Annotated in this window: 12 protein-coding genes; 4 read left to right on the top strand and 8 right to left on the bottom strand. The window is 51.1% G+C overall.

Going from position 1 to position 20592, the window contains the following annotated elements; translation table 11 throughout:
- The first annotated feature begins 132 nt into the window (after positions 1-132).
- The 3 genes from ypfJ to SH449x_RS07820 are packed head-to-tail and all read left to right on the top strand — an operon-like array spanning position 133 to position 3896.
- Positions 133-1038, top strand: a complete 906-nt coding sequence (gene ypfJ, locus SH449x_RS07830; RefSeq protein WP_482380776.1) for a KPN_02809 family neutral zinc metallopeptidase — start codon at positions 133-135, stop codon at positions 1036-1038.
- Between the two features lies 1 nt (position 1039).
- Positions 1040-1678 (top strand): hypothetical protein, encoded by a 639-nt coding sequence (locus SH449x_RS07825; RefSeq protein ID WP_482380775.1) that lies wholly within the window; start codon positions 1040-1042, stop codon positions 1676-1678.
- A gap of 10 nt (positions 1679-1688) precedes the next feature.
- On the top strand, positions 1689-3896 hold the full coding sequence (locus SH449x_RS07820) for a hypothetical protein (protein ID WP_482380774.1): 2208 nt from the start codon (positions 1689-1691) through the stop codon (positions 3894-3896).
- Here the strand turns inward: SH449x_RS07820 and SH449x_RS07815 are convergent.
- The 4 genes from SH449x_RS07815 to SH449x_RS07800 form a co-directional block, all read right to left on the bottom strand.
- Positions 3881-5575 (bottom strand): multiheme c-type cytochrome, encoded by a 1695-nt coding sequence (locus SH449x_RS07815; RefSeq protein WP_482380773.1) that lies wholly within the window; start codon positions 5573-5575, stop codon positions 3881-3883. The two genes, SH449x_RS07820 and SH449x_RS07815, sit on opposite strands and share 16 nt — an antisense overlap.
- Before the next feature lie 120 nt (positions 5576-5695).
- Complete coding sequence (locus SH449x_RS07810; RefSeq protein WP_482380772.1) at positions 5696-6907, bottom strand: DUF1573 domain-containing protein; 1212 nt, start codon at positions 6905-6907, stop codon at positions 5696-5698.
- A 47-nt stretch (positions 6908-6954) separates the two neighbouring features.
- Positions 6955-9411, bottom strand: coding sequence for an O-antigen ligase family protein (locus tag SH449x_RS07805; RefSeq protein ID WP_482380771.1), 2457 nt, complete (start codon positions 9409-9411; stop codon positions 6955-6957).
- Positions 9408-10622, bottom strand: coding sequence for an MraY family glycosyltransferase (locus SH449x_RS07800; RefSeq protein ID WP_482380770.1), 1215 nt, complete (start codon positions 10620-10622; stop codon positions 9408-9410). The genes SH449x_RS07805 and SH449x_RS07800 overlap by 4 nt, the downstream gene beginning before the upstream one ends.
- Positions 10623-10792: 170 nt before the next feature.
- Here SH449x_RS07800 and SH449x_RS07795 point away from each other — a divergent pair, with 170 nt between their 5' ends.
- Complete coding sequence (locus SH449x_RS07795; RefSeq protein WP_482380769.1) at positions 10793-11170, top strand: RidA family protein; 378 nt, start codon at positions 10793-10795, stop codon at positions 11168-11170.
- Here the strand turns inward: SH449x_RS07795 and SH449x_RS07790 are convergent.
- The 4 genes from SH449x_RS07790 to SH449x_RS07775 all read right to left on the bottom strand — a co-directional run bounded on the left by SH449x_RS07790 (position 11154) and on the right by SH449x_RS07775 (position 20545).
- The gene (locus SH449x_RS07790) at positions 11154-13937 is read right to left on the bottom strand and encodes a cation-translocating P-type ATPase (protein WP_482380768.1); all 2784 of its coding nucleotides are present in this window, start codon (positions 13935-13937) and stop codon (positions 11154-11156) included. The genes SH449x_RS07795 and SH449x_RS07790 overlap by 17 nt on opposite strands.
- A gap of 347 nt (positions 13938-14284) precedes the next feature.
- Positions 14285-17809 (bottom strand): ATP-binding protein, encoded by a 3525-nt coding sequence (locus SH449x_RS07785; protein ID WP_482380767.1) that lies wholly within the window; start codon positions 17807-17809, stop codon positions 14285-14287.
- A gap of 33 nt (positions 17810-17842) precedes the next feature.
- Positions 17843-19126, bottom strand: a complete 1284-nt coding sequence (locus SH449x_RS07780) for a metallophosphoesterase family protein (protein WP_482380766.1) — start codon at positions 19124-19126, stop codon at positions 17843-17845.
- 48 nt (positions 19127-19174) lie between these two features.
- Positions 19175-20545: an aminotransferase class III-fold pyridoxal phosphate-dependent enzyme gene (locus tag SH449x_RS07775; protein ID WP_482380765.1), complete on the bottom strand. Its 1371-nt coding sequence runs from the start codon at positions 20543-20545 to the stop codon at positions 19175-19177.
- Positions 20546-20592: the final 47 nt, after the last annotated feature.

Raw genomic sequence — 20592 nt, 5'->3', positions numbered from 1 at the left:
AGAAATCGCTTCGACGGTGAATTCTGAGGTGAAGTGCTGACTCCCTTGTTTTCCACCAAGTCCTTGAATCTGGTATACTCGTGACGAAAGTCTGGTTGGAACGTTGGTTACGAGATTGTCGCGAGGAATTTGATGCGTTGGGAAGGCCGGGAGGAGTCGAAGAATGTTCACGATAAACGTGGAATGGGAATGCCTGCGGGGGGTGTGGCCCTGGGGGGCGGACTAGGTACCTTGCTCCTGGTCGTTATCGTAATGCTGCTGGGCGGAGATCCATCGCAGCTTCTAAGTCAAGCCGGTCAGCAGAACCAACGGCCAGCTGGGAGTCAGGGTACAAGAACGAGCCCTATCGATCCAGCTCGAGATCCTGACGCGAAACTGAAATCGATGGTTTCGGTGATGTTCAAAGACACTGAGGATGTTTGGAACAAATTGTTTCGCACCGAGTTTCGAGCACACTACGAAGAGCCGAATCTTGTGCTTTTCGATCAGCCTATCCGATCGGCTTGTGGAGTAGCATCGACGCAGTCCGGCCCGTTCTATTGCAGTGGTGACAATGGGGTCTATCTCGACTTTGGCTTTTTCCGGCAACTGCATGAGGAGTTCGGCGCCCCGGGAGATTTCGCCATAGCATACGTCATCGCGCATGAGGTGGGGCACCACGTTCAGAATCAGCTGGGCATTCTTCCCAAGGTGAATCGATTGCGAGCGAATACTTCAGAAAAAGAGGCGAATAAACTCCTGGTCAGGCTCGAATTGCAAGCTGACTATCTGGCTGGAGTTTGGGCGCACCATATCGAAAAGCAAAAGCGAGTTTTGGAGCCAGGAGATTTGGAAGAGGCATTGAACGCAGCCAGCCGCATTGGAGACGATGTTCTTCAACAGCGATACCAAGGGAAAGTCCTGCCAGACAGTTTTACTCACGGAACCGCATTGCAGCGTAAATCTGCGTTGTATCTCGGAATGAAAACGGGCGACGCCAAGGGGCTGATGCGATTTTTCGAAATGTCAGACGCCGAAATAGAAGCTTTTGGAAAGTAAAATGGCTATTCGTTTACCTGTTGTCCTTTCGCAAAACGCAAAACGCTCTGCGGCTTTCTCTGAGTGTGAAGAAGGCTGGATCACCTCCCTGCTCTTCGAGGAACGGCTCGATGCCACCCTTATCTCGGATTTAGCCTCTATCCAGCCAGACTCGACAGACTTTCTATGCTTGGATGGTCTTAAAGGGGATTTCGTCTTGGTGACGTGGCTGCCAGGCGAAGCAGTACTTCCCGAACTGATACGTCTTGGATTCGAAAGCTTCGAGCTGGTACCTGTTGATGGTTCACCCAAGTTGGTGTCACCGAGCTCAGGGCCAAGTGTTAAGAAAATTTACCTGATGCCGTTCGCTCCTGGAGTAGCCGTTAGCAAGTCGGTAGGTCAGTTGAAACAACTTCTCGAAGCGAAAGCAACGCCGGTTTTTCAGTTACAAGTGGCTGGCAACACCCCCCGGAAACCGCTTCCCGTGATGCTGCCCGTTGTTTCTGCGAATACCAACACGGCACCGTCCGTGCCCCGAACTCCAATTCGAGAAAGCCTCGGCAATGACATTCCAAGCAAACAAGAAATCGCATATGACGACATGGACGAATTTCCACATATCGATTCTCTGGTGGATGAATTAGATCGTTTCGATTCTTAGGAGTGAAAGCATGAAAAGATCGTTAGGTTTCGCGTTGGGCGGCGCAATAGCAATCTCAACGTTGGGCTGGGGGCAGGGCTTGTTGGGGCAAGAGCAACTCAAAGAGACCTCATTGAGATTGGTTCCCAAGGACGCCGATTTTTACTGGGCCAGCATGCGACAAGCAGAGCAGTGGGATCGTTTTGTGAATGGGCCTGTGGCTCGAAAGTTTCTCAAGCTTCCCACCGTCACAAAATCCTGGAAAGAGTTTTTGCGTCAATGGAATGATCGTGCGGAACCGTTCGCGCAAGCCAGAATGGTCTGGGATAGTCCAAACTTTAAGGAGTCGCTTGCGTTCTTTACCGAGCTAAGCTCTGAGGAAACGTTTGTCTTTGCGGATAAGAACCTGACGGGACTTCTAAAGGCGGTAAATCTCTTTAGTACCGAGATGCAAGAGGCGATTGCCGAATCTCAATCGGACCCCGACGAGGCGATGATGGAGTTCTTCGATAAGTGGATCGATGAGCTCAAAAGTTTGAGTATCCCGACCTTTGTTATGGGAGCTAAGTTTAAGGACGAGGATGCTGCCATCACCAAAGTCGATCAACTGGAAGCTCTTATTCAACTGCCACTCATGGCCACAGGGCAAGCCGATCAATTCCGTGGACTCATCAAGCGAGTTGATGACGGCAGGGGGTCCCGAATATCGATTACCCTCAATGGAAAATTGGTTCCTTGGGACTCACTCCCAACGAATGATGTCTTCGACGAAGAATCGATGGATCACCTACGGGAGGTCTTGGAGACCAAGAACCTGACTCTCACGATTGGGACTCTCGATCGCTATTTTGTCCTAGCCTTTACAGAAACAGCCAAGGATCTTCTCGCCCTGGGCAAAGGAGATAGCTTGATATCGCACCCAGATTTGGCACCCGTCATCGAGTACAGCGGTAAGCCTCTCACGATGGTTTCGTACACTTCGAATGTCTTTGCCGAGACCAGCTGGGACATGCAGTTCAATGGTTTCTTTTCGAAACTATTCTCCCAAGCCACCTCCGCTTTCAGTATGTCTATTGAAGAGGGAAGCGAGGTTGAAGATTTGCTAGACGATGTCGAAACGGACTTGCAATGGATGGACGAAGAAATCGCCAAAGTCATTCCTCCGTTCCAAGGCCAAACGCTGCTTTCGTTTTTGACTGATGATGGCTGGGAGATGCGACAATACAACCGCACACCAGATATTTTTCTTGGAACAGCGGGACCGCTCGAGGGACTCAGCCACGTCGGTGGTAATCCCATCATGATGGTTGTAACCAAGTACGCGGACCATCCAGAATACTTTCAGCTGATGCGTAAAATTGTACAACGAGCAAAGGCTCGGCTAGACGCTGCGCTGGAGATGGATCTGTCCGAGCTAGATTTTGACGAGGACCAACAGGCCGTAGTCAAGCAAATGGTTGCGAGAGTCTATCCTATACTCGAACGCTTGGCAGATATTTACGAACAATCGATTGCACCTTCGTTGACCGGCGAGCACGGCTTGGTCTGGACATCTGGCAGTCTCGAGGCCAAACAATGGTTCCAGGGAATGCCAGTGTCGGACGAGCCACTGCCGTTACCCGAAATGTCGTGGATAAGCGGCCTGAAGAATCGCGACAAGCTGATCAGTGCTGGCAAAGAAGTATTCGAGGTACTGGATTCTGTGTTAGAGCTTGTGCGTGAAATGGATCCCAATGCGGTTCCCCCAGGCTATGCGATTCCTCGCCCTGAAAAATTCACTGAGCCGAGCGGGGTGAAATATGGATATCCGATCCCTGAGGATTGTCCCGTACCCGCAGATTTGATGCCTCACGTCTTGCTCACCCAGGATCTACTAGTCGCAGGATACTCAAAGGTGACCTCCAATTCGCTCGCTGCAAAGAACTCGCTGGCTGTTGGGGTTCCCGTTTTAGAAAGTGACGCACGAATCGCCGCGGCTTCGTATGCGGACTTGGGGCGACTATTCGCATCACTAAGTCCCTGGGTTCGCTATGCCGTTAAGCAAGCAGATTTAGACCTCGATGAGGAACTTATCCCTGATGAAGAACTTCCTATCGAGGGCATCAGTCTAACGCCTAGAGATTTGCTCGGGCTCTGGGAGATCATGGAAGCTTTGGGGGAGATTTCAACGACCGCGGTTTCGAATGGCGAAAAAGGTGTCGTGATTCGATCAGTTTACCGCACTCAGTCCTTGCCGTAATGTTTGATTCGTTCCCAGTATGCTTGGAATGCCCCGTCTCTGTGAAAGTCAGGGCTATTATCGATATCGTGGCATTCCATGCATTTTTCTTCAGCTTTAGCCAAGGGAAGCTTCATATCATCCCGAAGCTTTTCTATCATTGCCGCCGTGGCCTCGATATCTCCTGATTCCGCGTCCGCGTGGGCTTTACCGGGCCCATGACAATTTTCGCAACCGCTTCCCGTTAAATGTGCGGAAGCGGACAGAGATTCAAAGCCGGAGTCGTAAGGCAGAAACGGCTGCGGCTTCCAACCCGTGGTGTGGCAAGATAAACATTCCGGATCAAAAATTCGCGACAATGGCCTATCAGGCGGTTCGATAATGGAATCGGTCGCGTGAGAATGGGGGGTATCTTTCCAAATATCGTAAGCTGTCGTGTGGCATTCTCCACACTTCTCGGAACCAACAAACGCGCTACCAGACAGATGGGTTTGTTTCGGTGCTAGTCGTTCTAGCCCCTCGACCTTAAGTTGATCCTGGTAATTGCTGAACAGTTCGTTGATGCGAGGAGAGTCTTCGAACTGGGAGCTGAGAGCAAGGCGTTGATAGCGGATTGGGTCCCTGGGGTCATCAAACAAGCCCACGATGCCAGCGTACATCCCCTTGGTACCTACCTGGACCATTTGGGTTTTGGTACCTGGGATTACTTCAGGTCGGTAAGTTGGCTCCCCGTATCCACCAGCTGTAACAACAAGCGAAAAGATCGGGAACAATTGTGCCAGTTCGCGAGACTCCTCGAGCGAAGTATGCGATATCAAAACGTAATAGTCGCATCGCTCAGCCTTTAGTTTTTCCGTGACCTCACGCAAGGCTAGCTTAGCGGACCGAACTTTGACGCCATCTTTAGAATTGCTAAGCAGCGACTTCAGCTCCGCCAATGGCTCATCACCAAGAACTCCAGTGATACCAATTTTTCGATTGCCAACCTTCACGACTTTCCAAAGTGTGTCCATTCCATCCAGGATAGAGACATTTGCGGAAACAAATAGAGGTTGCGACTCGCCCTTGTCATCGATAGGTGTATTCAACAATGGGTAAACTAGGCTATCGTGACTTAGCCGCAAATCATCGGGGCCAAATGTCGATGCTACGTATCCCATCATTCCGAGCGCCTTGGAGGTCCACTCGAACTTAATTTCGGATTGTTTGGCGACCCGTCGAACTTGATTGCCCGCGTCAATCGGCAGTACTTCCCAGCCCCTCTCCTTGATCTTACCCAGGAGGGAGTCTCGTCGCATGAGCCCCCCCTTTTGATTTTCCAGGCCAGTGCAACCGCACGGTTCCATGTATCCAAACTGGCGACCTGTTACAAAGAAGACCACCCAAGGATTGCCCCAGTCCGGTGCGATGACTTGGTTGCGTTCCTCCTCAGTCGCCACGTTCAGCAAACCTTGATCCGCTGGTCGAGGTGGTTCGACTCCGTTGGAGGCCCGGTCGACTTTATTGGCAGGAATTGCTGTTGCCGATGCCCCCTGCTGACCATCTTGAGCCGTTTCACTTAGAAAGCGAATTGTGACTTTCGGGTTACCGATCTGTGTGGGCGGGTCTCCCACTCCCAACAAAGGCAGCCCGACAGAGCCAGAGGCGAGTGATAGCAAAATCGCCGCGCGAAAGACATGCTTCTTCATAGATTGCGTCATCTAAGTCATTTCCCGTCAATTCGGATCGCCCATCGTATGCTGTTCGAAGCGTAGTAGCCAAGCCCGCTTTTCCCACGCATTGAATCGGCAGGAACCGCGACACAAGTTCACTGAGAGAAACTATTCCGTTATACGAAACTGGATAAAAACCATCTCGGTCGGGGAATTTTCCATGTTTGTATCGAAAATAACCTTAGCAAAGTCCTTGCCCGACGATCCGTTTTTTTCCACAGGAGCAGTCCCAGCCGGGATTTCAATCGTGACAGGATATATCTTGGAGGTACCACGAATGGTGGGGTTTCCTACTGATACTTGGATCTTGTCCGATAAATCTTCAGGCGAAATTTCTTTGAATGTGATCGCCGCCTTGGCATATTCCTCAGTGGAAACTGCCATCAAGAAGCTCTTCTTGAGCCCTTCTTTAGATGGAGCTATTCCCATACGGAGAATTTTTCTCTCTTCTGTGTAGTCACTTCCCGCAATGATTCGAACAGGAGTAACAATTCGCCCTGTAATCGGAAGCATGGCTGGAGTTTCATCAGGATTTTCTCGATTTCGGAATACGATGTTTGTATTCAGCGATGTGGCCCCCACTCCCTTTTCGACCGTAACCTTGTAGTCCAACACCGAGCGAGCCTCGGGATAAAGGGCTAACTCATCTTCGGTTGGTTCCCGTATGCCTTGGATGAGGCAGTACATTTTTCCTGCAAGGGATGAATTGGCCACAAATGAGTCGTTGAATCCCATGGGAGACTGTCCGAGGCAATAAAGCTTACCCTCGAATGTGGCTTGTTCGCTAGAAATATGGTCGGCAACGATAATTCCCGGCGGGTCGAAAGCATGCGTTTGTCCAATCTTGCCCCGAATCGCCAATGAGATTTCTTCCTGTTCAGGAGCGCTGGTGCCAATCGTGGCAGTCTGCGCGAAGTCTGCAGTATACCCCTCGAGCACCCACTCCAACTCAACCTCCGTCTCTTCACCCGGCTGCAATGTTGCTTTTTCAAACCGCCCGACTGTGCATTTACAGGAACTGCGGATGAACCAAACGTCTGCCGGGGCGGTGCCGACATTTCTGAAGATGAACGCGTGCTTCCCCTTTCCTCCCTGCTTCATCGTCCCGAAATTGTAATCGGTTCCACCGACGACTTCGATCTTGCCCGCGTCACGAACCTCACCCGTGATAACTTGGCTATAGCTGGCCAAAGTTGCATCAATATCTTCGACTACCCCCCAGTAATGGGTTAGGCCGCGTAATCGGCTCGATTCCATATAGGTCGCGAACCCAAAACCAGCGACGACAGAAATCAAAACGGCTACAATTAAGGACTTCATAGATTGGTTTCAAGCTGGTGTGGCACAGACTAAAAGTGCAATTCTCTTCACTGTGTAAGTTTACGCAACCAGGAAAAAACAGGTTCACCCTTGAAATAACCGGGCGTTCCTGCTTCGCCCCCCACCCGAAACTCCGCTTCATTGCCTTGAACGAGTTCACGAGGTACCCAAACCGAGCAAGCCGCGAGCTTTCGGTCTGAGTGAGGGGTCGCTTGGTCAATTCGCTCAGCGGCTGCTAACGCATTTTCGGCTTGAGCCAGACTCCCCGCCCAGAATGCTAGAACCGCGAGTTGTAATTGGCACTGCGCTGACGTGGGATTCAGACCCGCCGCACGCGAGGCTTCAACAAGGATTTCTTGAGGATTGATAATCTCCGCAACCTCGATCCCTTGCGATCGCAAGACCTCCCATGCCATCGAGTCCAAAATCGCAATCTGATGATAAACCAGCCAGTTTCTGGGATCTCGCGAAATCCATGCTCTCCGCGTCTGTTCGTAAACTTCGAGCCATTGACGTCGAGAGGAGGGCCCCAATCTGGGATCCAACAACTGTTGATGGGCAGCCTGCATCAACCAACTGGCTTGATCTGGATCTCCAGTACTAGCCAACAAAATTTTAGAATAATCCTCCTGAGGCAAACGCAAAAGTTGTTGTTCTCGATGCAACTGTTCGATTCTACCTCGTTCCCTTTCTGGCCCCATCGTTGTCAGCCCAAAGGCGAGAACCGCCCCCCCCCAAAGCACGAGATGGAGTCCTGAAACACCAAATTGCGATAGGTTTTTGGCGTCTGTAGGAATAGAGGTTCTGGACCTATCATCCGTACCGAAGACCAGCATACCCGCCAAGCCAATGACCAAAGGGCTCATAGCACCTGGTTGCATCCAGCCTCCAGAGAACAAAAAGTGAATCGCAACAACCAGTACAATTAATACACTCGCGATCCACAATCCCATCGTCCTTAAGTTTATTTTGCGGACAAACCAATAGCATACACCTGTCCCTCCGCCAAAAGCCACGGCGTTGAACAGCAAATCGGACTGGGGATCAACCGAGTAAACAATGAGTCCGAAAAATAAAACCGCTAGGAGCGCTATCCCGGCACCAATCTCTATCGCGATCGAACCTGCGTAATCACCTTCTGATCTAGTCCTAGTATCACTGGACTCGCAAACTTTGGCGAACCCGTCGTATGGAATAGCCATCCCGATTCCCCTACCTAGCACACGCCAAGATCGCACAACGGAACTGGCTAACCACAAAGCTCCCGCTAACGCCAGCCCGAGCAGAGGATAACCACCCCAGACCAAAATCTCCATCCACATGTTGTGCGGATCGGCAGGGTTCTCCGATGCCGTCAATGCCTTGACCGTGACGTACTCCGCCTGAAATGCTAAAGGACCATAGCCAAACCATGGCGAACGCAACGACAACTGCCAAGCTCCTTGCCAGTACTCGATACGGTACAACAGAGACTTGCTTGCCTCTGTGAGGATACCCGAATCGACCCAGTAGATCGCAAACGCCCCGACGAATCCCATTCCCAAGCAAGCCGCAAGCCCTAAAAAAATCCAACGATTACTCGCGCGTGACAGCAATCGAACCAACAACAAACTACCAAATAAAATCCCCGCAGCGGTCGCAACCCAAGCCGTACGGCTTTTCGTCAACACAAGCACAAATCCTGTGAGGGCGAGCAAAACAATGCCGATTGGGATGATGTACTTTTTGGTTGCCTCCTCAACCTCATCAGGTTCAATGAGTAACGTGCCCACGCCAACCGAAGCATTGCCTGAGGAAGCCTGATTAACTCTCTTTCGCCAAAACATACTCCAGACGATAATTCCTATCAGAACCACAACGGGAGCCAAAACCCCTGCCAAGGAGTTCGTTAACGCAAACGGACCGATTGGTTCTGTACTAAACAAGCGATTCTCAAACTGCATCGCTTCAGCTGAGCCAGATGTGATACCGACCTTTTGCAACATTTCTTCTTTGGAAAGTAGAAACTGAGCCCGCGTCTGAGGCATGCTGATAAAGTATTGGTAAAGTGCATACATCGAAGAACCAATCGCTAACGCAATACTGACGTGCAGCACCTTGTTATGAAGTTGGGAACAGCTAAACACTGCAACAAGCCCATGCAGAACGCCCAAAATAGCGACCGTTTGCCATAACCCCAGCATCGCGACTCGCAAGTTCGTGTTGTCTCTTACCATGTAGGTAGAGATCGCCAGCCATAAAGCAAACAGAATCAATGCGATGGTGGGAAAGAGCGGTATGGGAACTCTTTTCTTTTCAAGTAGACTGACGAGCGGGGTAAGGATTCCGATGGCGATCCCAATCACAATCAAATTTAGCGACGCTCCCGCCGCCACCGAAGTGGAATCACACGGATTCCACTGGGCAGCTACTAAATAAACACCGACCAAAACGAGCAGCATCAGCCTTGGCAACATTGCAATAATATTGCTCGAACTGGACGAAAAGTCTCCTTGCTGTATCATGAGCGAACCTCTGGCTGGGAGGTTGATTCGTTAGACTTGGTCTCTCGATCCTGGTCAAAAGGTTTCGATGTGATGCTCGCCTCCGATTGCCTGCGGATTAGCCCCTCAATACTTCCCACGAGTATCAGCATACAAAAGACGATTGCTAAAACGATCGCAGCCCCAACTAAATCGGTTCGCGGCAGCAACAACGCCCCTAACGAACACGTCAACGTAGCTAAGTAAATTACTTTGACCGCTTGCTGCTTAGACATCCCCATCTCAACAAGACGGTGAGAGAAGTGCTTTTTATCAGCTTGAAAGGGGCTTCGTCCCTGACGCAATCGTATCATCACGACACTAAACGTGTCGTAAATCGGAATTGCTAACAAACACAGAGGAGCAAGTACTGCATGCGGACGATCCCCCCTGGCATCTACGTAGGTGGAAAGCATCGTACAAATCGCAATCCAGTAGCCAATAAAATAGCTCCCCGCGTCTCCCATGAATATGCTGGCAGGAGGCCAGTTGTACCGGAGGAAACCTAACAAACCGCCGAGTAGTACGAGCACCATGGAAGCTACGAAGATCTGTGGAGAGCGACCACTGTCTGGACTGCCAATCAACAGCACAAACGCCAGCATGATACAAATAATACTGGCCACACCGGCACTCAACCCGTCCATATTGTCCATCATGTTGAACGAGTTAACCAACATGACTATCCAAAAAACGCCGATCAATGTAGATAGCCATGGCACCTCGATGAAAAGTGAGAACTGCAGGTCTTGCCAAGTCACCACAAAGAACGCGATCGCAAACTCGACCAAAATCCGCAGCTTCCAGGACAATCCGAATCGATCATCCATGCCGCCTAAAAGTGCAAGACCAAAACCACCCAACAACAGGACTGCAAAGTCGGAAAGGCGGCTCATCAAGCCCGGGATATAGATTTTGACCGACTCAGGAACCAAGCCACTCAACCAACCCGCATCGACAAGGGCAACGCCCATGATTCCAAGCAAAAACGTTCCGATGACTCCACACGAAATTCCTATCCCACCACCACGGGGAATGGGGACCAAGTGAACTTTTCTTTCGTTCGGCTGATCCATAAGCCCCAGCCAAACTGCATGACGCCTCACCCAACCCACGATCCAATACGACAGCAGGCAAGCAGGAAGCGTCGTAACGCATACCAACAAAAAAAGGAAAAGCCAATCTAGTCTCATACAAGACCGAAATCGAACGAGTAGGAAATGGAACCGACATCATACCGACATTTTTTCAATTCGGTTAGCGTCAGTGAACGTGCTGCTCTACCATTCTGATCAATTGCACTTTAATCTCGAATAGATTTTGGAACTCAACCAAACTTTGCACCAATCCCCGAGAAACGATCATGCGACAACCCTTCACTAGCCAGCGTCTTCCTAAACCCAAGCAGCCTTATTCCCACGGAATTGTCACTTCTGGTCGGCAACTCTGGCTCTCCGGAATCCTCCCCGTAATTCCCGAGACAGGCGAATTCGCCCCTCGGGATTTCGAATCACAAGCTGTCCAGACATTCGAAAACTTGAAAACAGCGGTGGAAGACGCCGGTGCATCAATGGCTAATGCGATCAAAATCAACGTCTATCTGTACGATACGGCGAATCATTTCCAGATGAACGAGATCTTTGCCCGTTACTTCCCAGAACCGTTTCCCGCCCGGACCACCATCCAAAGTTTGCTCCGCGCCTCCTTGATCGAAATCGACGCCGTCATCGCACTGGAGTAGAAGACTCTTTGATGTGCTTCCGCTGTTGCAAACAACGGACGATCCATTTTTCGATTTCCACCAACCACAGCACGCTGCTTGCAATCAACAATGTCTCAACCCAGTCCTGCCAAGAAATCGCCTCCGTTCCAAACATGGCTTGGAGCGGCGGGAGATAGGTGAACATCAACTGAAACACAACCACTAAACCAATCGATATCCAAACGGGCTTGCTGCCAAACAATCCATTCCGATTGAGGACTGGTGCTTGAATGAATCGCGTGTTGAACAGATAAAACACTTCGAACATGACGATCGTGTTGACCGCTGTCGTCTGAGCATAGGCGATAGACATTCCCTCCCCCTTCTCGATAGTGAATATCAAGAATGTTCCTATGCACATGATGGTCGATACAAAAGCGATTCGGAACAGAAAATAGTTGGTCAGCAAACGCCCATTCGGATCACGCGGAGGACGCTTCATTACATTGGATTCAGGTGGTTCAAAGGCTAAAGCTAACGCCAGCGTTACCGCCGTGATCATATTCACCCACAGCACTTGGAGCGGTGTGAGTGGCAGTGCCAGCCCAAAGATGATGGCTGCAAATATAACCATGGCTTCGCCGCCATTGGTCGGGAGGATGAAAAGCAGGGACTTGCGGATGTTGTCGAATACCGTTCGCCCTTCTTCCACCGCCTGAGCGATCGAAGCAAAGTTGTCGTCGGTCAAGACCATCTCGGCCGCTTCTTTGGTAACCTCCGTTCCCTTGATCCCCATCGCAATTCCAACGTCGGCTCGCTTCAAGGCTGGTGCATCGTTCACACCATCCCCAGTCATTGCCACGACCTCGCCGTGAGACTGGATCGCTTCTACCAAGCGGAGTTTATGCTCGGGACTTACCCGTGCGAACACATCGCATTCCTTCGCGATTTGCCGTAGCTCGGCGTTATCGAAGGTGTCGATTTGCTTTCCAGTCGTCGAGGTCTTGCCATCGCCAATTCCCAGCTTCATACCGATCGCGCGAGCCGTAGTGGCATGATCTCCGGTGATCATTACCACCCGGATTCCCGCAGATCGGCATTGCTCAACCGCCTTGATGGCTTCGTCTCGGGGTGGATCGATGATGCCAACCAATCCTAGCAGCGTTAATTCGGACTTCACATCTTCTAGCTCGAGGGAGCCAGAATCGCTTGCCGACTTGAATGCCAAGGCGAGCACGCGCTGACCTTGACTCGCCAAATGATCCGCTTGCTCCTCCCAGAATGCACTGTCGATCGCCTGAGCACCTTGCTCATCTCGGTACTCGGAACTGCACATGCCAATGAGACGTTCCGGTGCCCCTTTGATCAACACAACTTGCTCTCCACTCCATACCTTGCCTTGCTCGCTTTCGGGAACCGAATGAAGCGAAGCCATGAACTGATTGCTGGATTCGAAGGGTATCATATCCACGGTTGGCCATTCCTGTTCCAAGCCGTCAATTGTGATGCCACCTTTGGCTGCGAGCGCGAGCAAAGCCCCTTCCATAGGGTCTCCTAGTGGGCACCAAGTACCCGTGTCGTCTTGCTTGAGACCACCTTCGTTGCAAAGGGCTGCAACTAGCAAAGCGCCATGGACGGTATCAACCCCGTTCACATCAACGGATTTATCTTGTTCCTCGAAACGTTGAAACTCTCCTTTCGGCTCGTAACCGCTCCCGGTAATCACATAGTGATCTCGCCCAACCAGCAGATGAGTTACGACCATTTCATTTCGGGTAAGTGTTCCTGTTTTGTCGGAACAAACAACGGTCAAAGCACCTAAAGTATCGACAGCTTGCAATCGTCGTATGATCGCATGGCGAGCTGCCATCCGACGGACTCCAATAGCCAAAACGATCGTCATAATGGCTGGCAAGCCCTCAGGGATCGCCGCAACTGCTAGCGCGATAGCTGCAAAAACCAATTCGATAAACTCAAGCGATCCAACGAAGTAACCAACTCCAATCGTTAGCATTGCCAACACCGCAATGACGATGGCTAAACGATGCGCAAAGTGGTTTACTTTTCGAATCAAGGGCGTGGCAATTGCGTCAGTCGTTGCCACCAATTTGTTGACTTTCCCAAGCTCGGTCGCTTCTCCCGTCGCGACCACGATTCCTTTGCCACGCCCTGAGGTAACGAGGGTGCCCGAAAAAGCGAGCCCGTGCCGATCTCCTAGTGATGCCCCTTTGTCGGTGGTGCTCGTATCCTTGTCGGCTGGAATCGATTCACCAGTCAGCATGGCCTCTTCAATTTTGAGCTCATTCGTTTCGATGAGTCGAATGTCAGCCGGCACCTTGTCTCCCGAACCCAAGAGAACGATGTCGCCAGGGACCAACGTGTCGGATGGAACCGTCTTCCTCTTGCCACCTCGAATGACTGTAGCTTCGAGCGACAACATTTTTCGCAAGGCATCGAGTGCTTTTTCTGCACGCCCCTCCTGGAAAAAGCCAATCGCTGCATTGACAAAAATCACGCCAAAGATAACTCCGGCATCGACGTATTTTTCCAGTCCGAACTTCAACGCACCTGCTGCGAACAGGATGTAAATGAGAACGTTATGGAACTGGAGGAGAAACCGCACGAGCGGCCCGCGACGGCTGGGAGGAGGCAATCGATTCGGCCCCCACTCCTCAAACCGACTTTCCGCCTCGGAATCCTGAAGCCCCTGTTCTCCCGACTTGAGAGCACTCAGGACCTCTTCGCTGGTAAGCGTATGCCATGCTCGTGTTGTTTCAGTGTTAGCATCTTGCGTTGCAGAACTCATCGCTAAACTTTTCCCTCCTAAAAAAGTAAGAAAATTAAATCGCAAAGTGCTCGTGTATTAGGAGTCATTAGCACTCTTCTTGTCCTTTTGACATAGCTACGTTTAAGGAGCCCCTCTAGTGCAGCAAATATCCCGAAAGCAACATAAGGCGTGGGTAATCGACCTGTTATTCCGAAGGAATTAGTAAATCTCTACTAGTGACCGATCAGTCGAACACAGATGACCGACCGGGTCAACAGGAAAAACGAGCATTGAGCAAGTCGTCGGGGGAGCACCTACACTCTCGTAATCATAGAGTTTTATCTCTGCAATCTAAAATCGGGAGAAGCGAGATCGGGCTCAGCAAGCTAGAGCGATTTCCATTCGGTCCGAGTTACAATGTTGGCCGACTCAGCTAGCTCCAGCACATGTTGATGGTGAGTGAAGTATAGGACTTGGGTCTTACTCGATAACTCCGCTAGGACCTCTAAAGCTGCTCGACATCGATCGTCATCGAATGTGATTAGGATATCATCGACAATGAATGGCATCGGCTCGTGGCGACTCACCCATTCCTCAAGACTGGCTATTCTCAAGGCCAAATAAAGCTGGTCGGCAGTTCCTTCGCTCAAGCCTGCCAGCGAAACCGACTCTCCTGTGGAACGTATCGCAAGTAACACGGGACCACGATCGTCATGATCCGTCTGCAATCCCGAAAACGCCCCGCACGTCAAACGACTAAAAACTTGGCTAGCTCGAGACAAGACGGGCGTTTGATTCTTCTTGCGGTGCTGCTCCATCGCGGTATTCAAAAGGACAGAACTCATCCTTAAAACTGCCAGTCGCTTTGCCATGCCACTTAACTCCGCGGTAATACTTTCGCATTGAGCAAACTTCTCTGCCGCTATCGAGCTTCCGTCCCAACTGGTCAATTTCGAATTGCATTCTCGGATATCACCTAAAATGACATCCCTTCGCTCGGACAAGTCCTTTAGTTCGTTTTCCAGGTTCTGTATGCGGATCTGGTGCTGATCAATCTGCTCCCTCTCCGACTCGAGTTCTACCAAGAAGTTGTGTATATCCTGACCTCCAGAAAAATCCAACAACTGCTCTTGGTACTCGAGAACTCTCTGCTTGGCCTGGCGTTTGTCGAATGACATTTGCCCAACCTCCAACAACTTCGAAGTATCACTGCACCCGGATTGCTGACAATATAGGTTTAATCGCGTGTGGATGTCATCGAGGTGGCGTTTTTGCTCAAGGCGAGCTTCCTGGCGCGTCTTCGCCTCCGACTGCTTGGTGTTAAACAAACTCAAATGGAATTCATTCTTCTCTCGCAACGCGTCGATCAGGCTCACCATCTCCTCATCGGTCCGGCCCAGGATGTCGGGAGCTAAACGCTCCACCAAGCCTGTCAGCTCCTCATGGAAGTTAGCAATGTCGATCTCCATCTTCTTGATTCGATCGTTCAACTCCCTGGCTCTGCCACTCTCAGCGAGGAGCTCTTGAATGTTCAAGATCACGATTTCCGCTTGAGTGGGAGTCGCACTCGCTGGAAGATTGAGAGATTGCATTTGATGTCCCCAGGACTCTTGCCACTCCTTGTAGAGTTGCTCGCATTCCTTCAATGCTCGCTCAGCATCGGATCTCTCTGAGATCAAGCTTGCACGAGCCTCTTGTTGTAACGCCCGCTTATTCTGCTTTTGCTGCCACTCAGAAAGTTTGCGTCTCGCCGACTTGAGAGCTGTCGCGAGCGAGTCGTGAGATTTGGAGTGCTTTGGGTCCACTGCTATCAGCTCTCTCAGTAAACTCTCCAACGACGAGTCAATGCGGATTTTCAGCCTCTGAGCTTCCACCTCCTTTTGCCTCACCTGTCGGGCGAGGTTTTTCACACTCTCAGCTTGCTGTCGCCAAGTCAGCATTTCTTGACAACTGCTTGCCTCGATCCCCAGCGGTTCCCAAACGCGATTCCATTCCCGCTTGAGCTCCTCCCATTCGGCAAGACTCTCTTTGAGTCGTCCCGCTTGGGCCTCGCTTTGAACTCGTTTACGAGCTAACTCGAACTGCAACGCTTGCCGTTTTGCAATCACATCGGCATGCTCGCGCATGGCGTCAGCGACCTCATCGGATCGTTGTACCGAGTCTTCATAAGTTCGCTTGAGTGCATTGGTATCCGTATCTGTTGCTGAATCCGATGGGGCAGTGTTCTCCGGAACAATTAGTGGTCCGGATCGCCACCTTTCTACAATCTGTATCCAAAGCGACTGCCTCTGCTGACGGCTTTCATGCAGCGCTTCGAAAGGTAGTATTTCGCGGTCTCGATTTAACTCCTCGAGCGCGATGAGATCTTCGTCGAGCGACGCTTGTAGTTCGCTAATGTGAGTTTGAAACGCTTTCTTCTCCTGTTCCGAGTCTCGAAATCGTGATTGAAACTGCTCGATGGTTGCTACACTCGGTAATGAGAGCTGTTCCAATTCGTGCAAGGAACCGGTCCATGGCGAAAGCTGGCGTCGCTGTATGTCAGCGTCGGACTCGAGAAGGTTAGTGGATGCAACCAACTCCTCGAGCTTGAGGTTCAAGTCTCCATCTCGCATGGCCAGCTCGATCGCGGCCTCGAGCGGACTGATATCAACATCAGCCTCTTCTACCGAAATCGCCTGTTCAAGCTGACTCAACTCCGATTGGATACGTTCGAGATCTCGTATCGCTCCAGTTCGTTTCGCATCGAGCGATGATTGTTCGCGACTAAGTTCCATTATCCGGACACGTTCGCTATCGGGCAGGTTAATCGTCTCTAAAACCTCAAGCTTCGCCGGGTGCCCCAATCGTTTGAGTATTTCCAAGCACTTGTTGTCAGCCGTGTCTCGCTCGGCAACTCTCTTGGGAATATCCAGTTTAGACTTTTGGATAATGCCGAGCTTTTCTCTCATGCCAAAGATCTTCGTTTTGGCCGCAATCACTTCTTCCGAGATACTGAGACCTCGGATCTCGTTTTCTAATTCGGAAAGCCGTTCGTCGGTTTGTTTGCAAGCTAGTTGCTGGAGACTCCAATCCGCCTGCAGCTGACGAACTTTGTCCAGGAAGTCCGCCGGCAGATCAGGGGCTGAAGAGACATTTGCGAGCTCGCGTTGTGCCGCTTGGAACTTTACCGCTAGAGGAAGAGCGGACGAGATTCTCCGCAACCGATTTAGTTCTTTATGAATCTCTTGAATCCGTGCTTCATATTCGGATTTTTCTTTCTCCGCTTTCTGCACCTTTTCAGCGAGTTGATTCCAGCTCTCGACATGAAGCAGCGACGACTTGGCCTCCGCCTGTAATTCTTTCCAAGCCTTAATTCGATCAACAATCTTGCCGCTACGACCTGATGACGTCATGTATTCATTGGTGTCGGCGGTTAGCTTTGCTTGTAAGGGTCTCAAGTCGGACAGTCCAGCAGCAGAGGCGAACAGGAGTTCTCCGATATGTCCCGTCCCTCGCACGATCGACTCTCCTCCCGCGCGGAGCCGTTCGTGGTTTAAACCATAAAGCGAGAGGAACAGATCCTTGGCCATGCCACCTGTGAAGTGAGAAAGTCTCTGCTCATCGACGATCTCAGAATCGCTTGAGCATCGTAGCGAGTTTTGATTCGCCTTTCGCCGAATGGCGTGCAGGGTTTCGCCGCTGGAATGTTGAAGCAAGGCTCCAATCCGGAGCTTGCTGTAAGGATGTAAGAAATCGTCCGTAGTCCGCGACGGGATACCGTACAGAAAATCCGTGATAGCCCTAAGTGAGGAACTCTTTCCCGCTTCGTTTGGACCATAGATGATGTGCAAATTGGATGAGGACGATTCGAAAGTTAAGCTGCGATCTTGAAAAGGTCCGTATGCGATTAACTGGATCTGTTGAAACCTCATGGATCGACTCTCCTATCACGTGTCAAAGGCCAGTCAGTCTTCCCGACTTTGGCTTGTTCCGGCATCGGATGCTTTCGAAAAGAGATTTCCAAGAACATACGCCCGCGCTTCGTTCAACACGTCCGCGATGGCATCCTCGCTTTCGAGGTCAGTGACTAGACGAACCTCGCTCGGCAGCTTTTTTAGTAAATCGGTCAAATCAAAACCAAGCTCGTTCAACATGCTAGGCTGATTGCGAATCGTACCAACAAGCAACTCGAGTTCACCAATCGCTTCATCGTAAGTCGCTTCTTCGAGCGACTGCTGAACCGGTTCCTCGGTGGCAAACTTAATTTTCTCAATCCAAATCTGTGAGCCACTCTCACGAATGGCGAGCGCTCGCAACTCTTGTACCCAAGAGTCTTCACGGGCTGCAAAGTCGCGATGCAGTGCCGTTCGCCCGAAAAGCCTAAGTCGCAAAGCTAAACAACGATCGTCTGAGTTTTGTAGCAGCGACCGGAACTCTTCGGACACTTTTTGCATCACCTCATTTTCCGTTGCCGTACCCGTTAGGTCGATACTGGCTAGCTCCCATCGCAAAACATCCAGTGCAATAAACTGAGGCTTAGAAGGCTGCGCAGAATCGACTGCGACTAAGAAACAACCCTTTGCACCGGTTTCCTTAACGTGACGCCCTTGGATGTTTCCGGAAAAGGCAATCACGGGCGATTCATGGACGATCTCCCGTTGGTGAATATGCCCCAAAGCCCAATAGTCATACCCCTTGGTAATGAGCGTTTCCACGGAACAAGGAGAATAGTTTTCGTGTCCTTCACGCCCGGTGAGCGACGTATGCAATAAGCCAATGTTAAAGCATCCGGGTACTGCTTCAGGGTAGTGAAATGCTAAATCTTTCGTGACCGAGACGGTCGGGTAACTCTGGCCATGAATCGCCACCCCAAGCTCGGGCAGATGAACTGTCTCGGGCCGAGTTTCAGAAAAAACATGCACGTTGGATGGCAAACGCAATGACTTGGTCATGCGATTACCTGCATCGTGATTGCCGCGTATGAGATAGACGCGGATCGACTCTTGGGCTAGCCTCGTAACTTGCTGAATAAAAAAGAGCCCCGTTTGAAAGTCCTTCCAATCGCCGTCGTAGACGTCTCCAGCGATTAGCAAAAAGTTGACTTTCTCTGCGATGGCCATGCTAACTAGATTCTCGAAGGCCCGACGCGCTGCCACCCGGATCTCATCGACCGGAGCTCCAGGATATTGCTCCAATCCACGCAAGGGACTATCTAAATGAATATCGGCAGCATGTAAGAATCTTAGCACTGTTACTCCGGGCTTGAGGTCCGATCTAGAGGTGAAACGAGGAGCGAGCTAGCTGATTGCCTGTTCTATAATTTTACAAGCCATATCGATATGCTGTTCCGTGGTAATGCCTGGAGGAGGCAAGAATCGAATTCGGTTGGGATTGGAGCCAGCTAAAAAGCCCATCAACCCCAAGTCGTAGAGCTTCTGAAGCACCTCGGTACCAGTCTTGGCCGAGCCATCCCCTGGAGTGAAGGCGACCATCATCCCCTCCCCCCAAGGACCGCTGATCTTGGTCGGATACTTTCTCGCTAGCGCCTCCAGCTTGGTCCTGAAATAAGCATGCCTTTGCATGTTCCATCCGTCGGCGCCGAAACAGTTTTTGGAAACGAGTTCGTCCAACACTCGTAGGCCTGCGCGAATCGATGAGGAAGCTCCCGTAAACGTTTGAGAGAGCAGTGGGCCCTTTGGCTTGAGCTTTTCTCCATAAAGAGTGGCACACACTTGCGTGATCTTGCCCAAGGTCACAATATCTGCGTACTTATCCAATCCGAAATGCTGGAAAGCAAAGGGCTGACTGAGCCGAGAAAAGGTTTGGACCTCATCGAATATAACAAGAACGTTGTTTTCATGACAAATCGAACATAAGCTCTCAAAGTAATCCTTAGTGCCCGGGTAGTAACCTCCCTCGCCCGCAACCAACTCGAGCCATAAACAGGCGTATTCCCCCGGTCGTCGAGCGAGCTGTTTCTTCAACGCATCGATGGCCCCCTTGGTAGTGCCAGCAGGATCAGAGGGATGAAACATTGGAATGTAATCCACATCCAACGCCTTGGGCAATCCCGTTCTATAAGCAGAACGGTCGGTGAGTTGAGCGAGTGCGATACTCCTGCCGGCAAAGCAATTGTCAAGACAGATAACCCTGGTCGCAGGAGCTCGATTATGAAACGCGACCTTGAGAGAATTTTCGTTGGCCATAGCACCACTCGTAGAGAGCAAGCAGTGGTGCAAATTTGCGCCCTGTGCCGTCGCGAGCTTCAAGAGCCGTTCGCACATCTCGATGCTGGGACTGTTTTGTTGCAAGTTCCCTTGCATGACCGTATCGTCTAGGGACGCGTCTACGGTGGCTTCTAGCATGGAAGGGTGGCTGTGCCCGAGCCCGTGGACGCCGATCCCTACGATAAAGTCCATCTTCACACTGCCGTCAGCCAGCTCCACAAACGGTCCGTTTCCAATGCCACTCGAAATGTAAGGAAAGTAAGGAGCCCCTCCGCGAGCAACCGCCAAACGAGCCAACATTTCAGCATAGGGCTGCTTTAGTTCTTCTCGCGGCCCTCTGACCTCGGTGATCTGTTGGGAGTGCTCCCGCAACGCAGCCAGTAGCAGCTCCTTGGCCTGGGCAACTCGCGGATCAGATTGAAGCGATTCGGAATGTAGCATGAGACGGAAAATAGTTTTGAAAGGATTGTTCGATCGAGCCTAAAATC

The sequence above is a fragment of the Brakhagea baltica genome (genome assembly GCF_052161605.1).
Taxonomy (GTDB): Bacteria; Planctomycetota; Planctomycetia; order Pirellulales; family Pirellulaceae; genus JBKCUI01.
This window is presented reverse-complemented; position numbering and strand designations above follow the sequence as displayed.